Source organism: Microcystis sp. LEGE 00066, assembly GCF_015207925.1.
Taxonomy (GTDB): domain Bacteria; phylum Cyanobacteriota; class Cyanobacteriia; order Cyanobacteriales; family Microcystaceae; genus Microcystis; species Microcystis ichthyoblabe_A.
On record NZ_JADEVX010000249.1, the window covers coordinates 1 to 4,942 of the forward strand.

The window sequence follows — 4,942 nt, forward strand, 5'->3', positions numbered from 1 at the left end:
GCCATTTTTGGTGCTTTACTGTTTCTCAAATGCCTTTTTTCGCTCCTTATGTTTATTTTTATGCTCACTTTGATTTTTTCTCTCCGTAATTTCTCTCTGTGACAGCTTAGGGTGCGGAATGTGGGTTTTATCTCCCATGACCTACCGTAAAAAACTCATTGAAGTGTCCCTCCCCCTAGAAGCCATTAACGTCGAATCGGCGCGGGAAAAGTCGATTCGGCACGGTCATCCCTCTACTCTACATCTTTGGTGGGCCAGGCGACCTTTAGCGGCTTGTCGGGCGGTTTTATGGGCTTCTTTGGTGGATGATCCTTCCAGTTGGCCAGAGAGGTTTCCCACGGAAGAAGCACAGAATCGGGAACGGCAGCGCTTGTTTGATATTTTGGGTAGGATTGAGCTTGAAAAGGACAAAAAAGGCAACACTAAGCAGGTGGTTAGAGGTTTGGTATCTTGGGATGAGATTAACCAGCCTAACTCAGCATTATTGCTAGAAGCACAGCGAGAAATTGCGCGCTGTTTAGCTTGGGAACGTGGGGAAGAACCTCCCACTAAACCTGATGCTATACGCGATTATATCGCTAAATATGCCCCCCCCGCCTATGACCCGTTTTGTGGTGGTGGTTCCATTCCTCTTGAGGCCCAGCGCTTGGGGTTGCAGGCCCACGGTAGTGACCTCAATCCGGTGGCGGTGTTGATTACTAAGGCTTTGATTGAGATTCCGCCCAAGTTTCAGGATAAACCGCCGGTTAATCCCGATTCTCGCCAAAAACAAAAGATTTCTTCCTGGGAAGGGGCCCAGGGATTGGCCGCAGATGTGCGCTATTACGGTCAGTGGATGCGGGATGAGGCTTTTAAAAGGATTGGCTATCTTTATCCGATGGTGGAAACCAACCACAAAGGCACAAAGGACACTAAGGTGATTGCTTGGCTTTGGGCCAGGACGGTGAGGTGTCCTAATCCGGCCTGTGGCTGTCAGATGCCTTTGGTTCGCAGTTTTCAGCTTTCGACGAAGAAGGGTAAGGAGGCTTGGGTTGAGCCTTTTGTGGGGGATTTTAACACTGAGGGGGATTTTAACCACAAAGGCACAGAGGACACAAAGGGGGATGATTTTGGTGTCTCTGGGGTGTCACCAAAAATCCGGTTTCAGGTGAAGACGGGTAAGGGTACGGCCCCAGATGGCACGGTGAACCGCAAGGGTGCAGTTTGTCTCGCTTGTAATACGCCTGTTCTCTTGGAGCATATCCGTAGGGAAGGTAAGGCAGGCCGGATGGATTCTCAGTTAATGGCCATTGTCGCTGAAGGACAAGGGGGAAGGGTTTATCTTTCTCCTGATGAGGAACAGGAATATATCGCTAAAAAAGCACAGCCTGAATGGAAACCTGAAACGGAGCTTTCAACACATTCTCAATATATGGCAGCCCCTCGCTATGGCATGACCAAACACGCCGATTTATTCACTCCCCGTCAACTCGTCGCCCTCACTACTTTTAGCGATTTAGTAAGTGAAACTAGAGAAAAGATTAAAGCTGATGCAGTGGCCGCAGGAATCCCTGATGATGATTTACCTCTTAATGATGGGGGAATAGGTGCGACGGCTTATGCGGATGCAGTGGCGACTTATTTGGCTTTTGGGGTGGATAGACTTTCTGATCGAAACTCTACGATTTGTAGCTGGGATATTAGTCGTGATAGCACGCGCAATACTTTCGCTCGTCAAGCGATTCCCATAACATGGGATTTTGCCGAAGCGAATCCTATGAGTGACTCGACGGGCAATTTTAATGGTGCAATTGATTGGGTAGTTGAAGTTATTGAAAAATCCTCTTGTTCCGCCCCAGGACAAGTTATTCAAATTGATGCTACTAAAAATCATAAAAATGATTCAATAGCTAAATTGATTTCCTCAGACCCCCCTTATTATGATGCTATACCCTATGCAGACTTGTCTGATTTCTTTTATGTTTGGATGCGTCGGTCTATAGGTTCAATTTATCCAGAGATTTTTAATACGTTATTAGTTCCTAAAACTCAAGAAATGGTTGCCGATCACTTTCGACATGGAAGCAAGGAGAAGGCAAAACAATTTTTTGAAGATAGTCTTATTCAAGTTTTTAAACGAGTCAATCAAATCAACGATAAAGATTATCCCGTAACAATCTACTATGCGCTCAAGCAAACTGAAACTGATGATCAGCAGAACGTCTCTTCTACAGGTTGGGAAACAATTTTAGAAGGCTTAATACAAGCTAATTTTAGTATTGACGGAACTTGGCCTCTGCGAACAGAACTCAGTAATCGTATGAGAGGACAAGACTCCAACGCCCTCGCCTCATCTATAGTCCTCGTGTGTCGTCCCCGTCCCGCCGACGCGCCCAAAGCCAGCCGCCGGCAATTCCTCAACGAACTGAAGCGAGACCTTCCCCAAGCCCTAAAACTGTTGCAACAGGGCAATATTGCCCCCGTTGACCTCGCCCAAGCCAGTATTGGGCCCGGGATGGCAATCTACTCCAAATACGCCGCCATCCTCGAATCTAACGGCACTTCCATGGGTGTTCGCACGGCCCTGCAACTGATTAACCAGATTCTCGACGAATTTCTCACCGAACAAGAAGGAGAATTTGATAGTGATACCCGTTGGGCGCTGACTTGGTTCGAGCAGTACCAATTCAACGAAGCACTATATGGCGATGCAGAAACCCTCTCCAAAGCCAAAAACACCAGTATTCAGGGCATGGTTGAAGCTGGCATACTAGAAGCAAAAGCCGGTAAAGTGCGACTACTCAAACGTGAAGATCTCAAAACCGATTGGAAGCCAGAAAAAGATGAGCGGACACCCATCTGGGAAATCACCCAACACCTCATCCATACCCTCGATAAAAACGGCGAAACCGGAGCCGCAGAACTCTTGGCTAAACTAGGAAACAAAGCCGATTTAGCCAAAGAACTCGCCTATAGACTTTATAGCCTCTGTGACAGAAAAGGTTGGACCCAAGAAGCCATAGCTTACAATAGCCTAGTCACCTCTTGGCCAGAAATCACCCGCCTAGCTAACGAATATAAACCCTCTCCCGAACAACTATCCTTTTCTTTGTGACCTTCGTGCCTTTGTGGTGAATTTAAACCACAGAGATACAGAGAACACAGAGTTTTAAAATCTAGTAGTAACCCCCATGAAACTAACCATTGAAGTTCCCGATAACTTAGCAAAACGTCTCAATAACTACTTAAAAGAGCATCCCGAAGAAACCCCGTTAAGTGTAGTTCAAGAAGCCCTAGAAATCAAACTAATTCCCAAAGATACCTCTAGACTTCTAGAACTAGCGGGAATTGTCGAGAATGCCCCACCAGATGCCTCCGTTAACGAAGATTATTTGACATGAGACGATTAGTCCTTGATGCTAGGCCACTTATTGCCCTGTTATCGAGTCAAGATAATTACCACAAGGAAGCGATAAAGGGGTTTGCACAACTACCGCAGGAATTTGGCGCAGTTTTAACCCCTTTACCCATCTTGTTCGAGGTTTATAAATTCGTAGCTAGGGAACAATGTCCACAAGTAGCGCAAAAGGCATTAACTATAATTAAAGAAGAGACCACAATCGTGCCGCTTGAAATGGAAACCATGCAGACTACATTTGATTTAGTCATACAAATGACCAATTGGCAGGGTAGTCTAGAAGATGCTTCAGTGGTAGTCATTGCTCAAAAATTTAACGCCCTAATCTGGACTCTCGATTACAGAGACTTAACTTGGTTTAAAAACATTGAGCTATGGACACCATCTACCTAATCTTTGTGACCTCCGTGCCTTTGTGGTTCCCCAAACTTTGTGACCTTTGTGCCTTTGTGGTTCCCCAAACTTTGTGACCTTTGTGCCTTTGTGGTTCCCCAAACTTTGTGACCTTTGTGCCTTTGTGGTTATCTCTCCCAAATTGAGGCATTATAAAAATAACTCCTCATCAAATCCCATGGCAATCAGCAATCGTGAACGAGTCGGACGCGCCCTAGATTTCCTCAGAGAGGGACTATACCCCTTCATTGAACGAGAAATGAAAGCAAGCTACGGCCAGAAGTGGCTCGCCGTGGCCTTAAGTTGCCTCCCTGAGAGCTACACGATCCGCAGGACAGGTGATGCCGTCCTCAAAGAAGACGTTTCGGCCCTACTAATTGTCCTCTGGGAGCAGTGGAATGAAGTTTTTAAGAAAACCCTAGGCAGAAGCGATCGCTCTCTGGCTAGTGAACTAAGAGATGTCCGCAACGCCTGGGCCCATAACGATGCTTTCAGCCTCGACGATGCTTACCGGGCTTTTGATAGCATCTCTCGCCTACTGAGTTCGGTTTCCGCCGACACCCAAGAGGTGGAGAAGCAGAAGCAAGAAATCCTCAGACTTCGCTTTGAAGAACAGGCCCGGCGAGAGACAAGGCGCCAAGCGATCGCCCCGACGGAGGGACAACCGATGTCGGGATTGAAACCCTGGCGGGAAATCGCCACCCCCCACCCCGATGTAGCCTCGGGCCGCTACCAGGAAGCCGAGTTCGCCGCCGACCTCTGGCAGGTGTATCTTGATCAAGGTTCGGATGAGTATCGCCTACCGAACGAATTTTTTGGGCGTACCTACCTCACCGAAGGACTCAAGCAACTCCTCACCAATGCCCTCATTCGCCTTACAGGAGCAGGAGGAGATCCGGTTATCGAACTCCAGACCAACTTCGGTGGTGGGAAGACCCACGCCATACTGGCGCTGTATCACCTCTCAGCAATTCTCATTTTGAAAAAAATTCAGATAAAATTCTCTTATTTAAATAGAGAACTTGTGTAGAAGCATTATTTTTTGACAGATAATTATCATCCAACGCTGGAGATAGACAGGTTTTAAGAACTTTGTCCATGAAAAATCGATTTCAACTCATAAATCTGGATGAAATTCTAACAAAATTTTTA

3 protein-coding genes and 1 pseudogene are annotated in these 4,942 nt (G+C 46.8%); all 4 read left to right on the top strand.

What is annotated here, in order from left to right; genetic code table 11:
• The first annotated feature begins 136 nt into the window (after positions 1 to 136).
• Positions 137 to 3,094 (top strand): DUF1156 domain-containing protein, encoded by a 2,958-nt coding sequence (locus IQ224_RS21550; protein ID WP_194033475.1) that lies wholly within the window; start codon positions 137 to 139, stop codon positions 3,092 to 3,094.
• A 76-nt stretch (positions 3,095 to 3,170) separates the two neighbouring features.
• Positions 3,171 to 3,380 carry a hypothetical protein gene (locus IQ224_RS21555; protein WP_002754183.1) on the top strand — a complete coding sequence of 70 codons (210 nt, stop codon included), beginning with the start codon at positions 3,171 to 3,173 and terminating at the stop codon, positions 3,378 to 3,380.
• Complete coding sequence (locus IQ224_RS21560; RefSeq protein WP_002748936.1) at positions 3,377 to 3,790, top strand: type II toxin-antitoxin system VapC family toxin; 414 nt, start codon at positions 3,377 to 3,379, stop codon at positions 3,788 to 3,790. Before IQ224_RS21555 ends, IQ224_RS21560 begins: the two co-directional genes overlap by 4 nt.
• A gap of 178 nt (positions 3,791 to 3,968) precedes the next feature.
• Positions 3,969 to 4,781: pseudogene (locus IQ224_RS21565) on the top strand (Swt1 family HEPN domain-containing protein); the annotation flags it as partial.
• Positions 4,782 to 4,942: the final 161 nt, after the last annotated feature.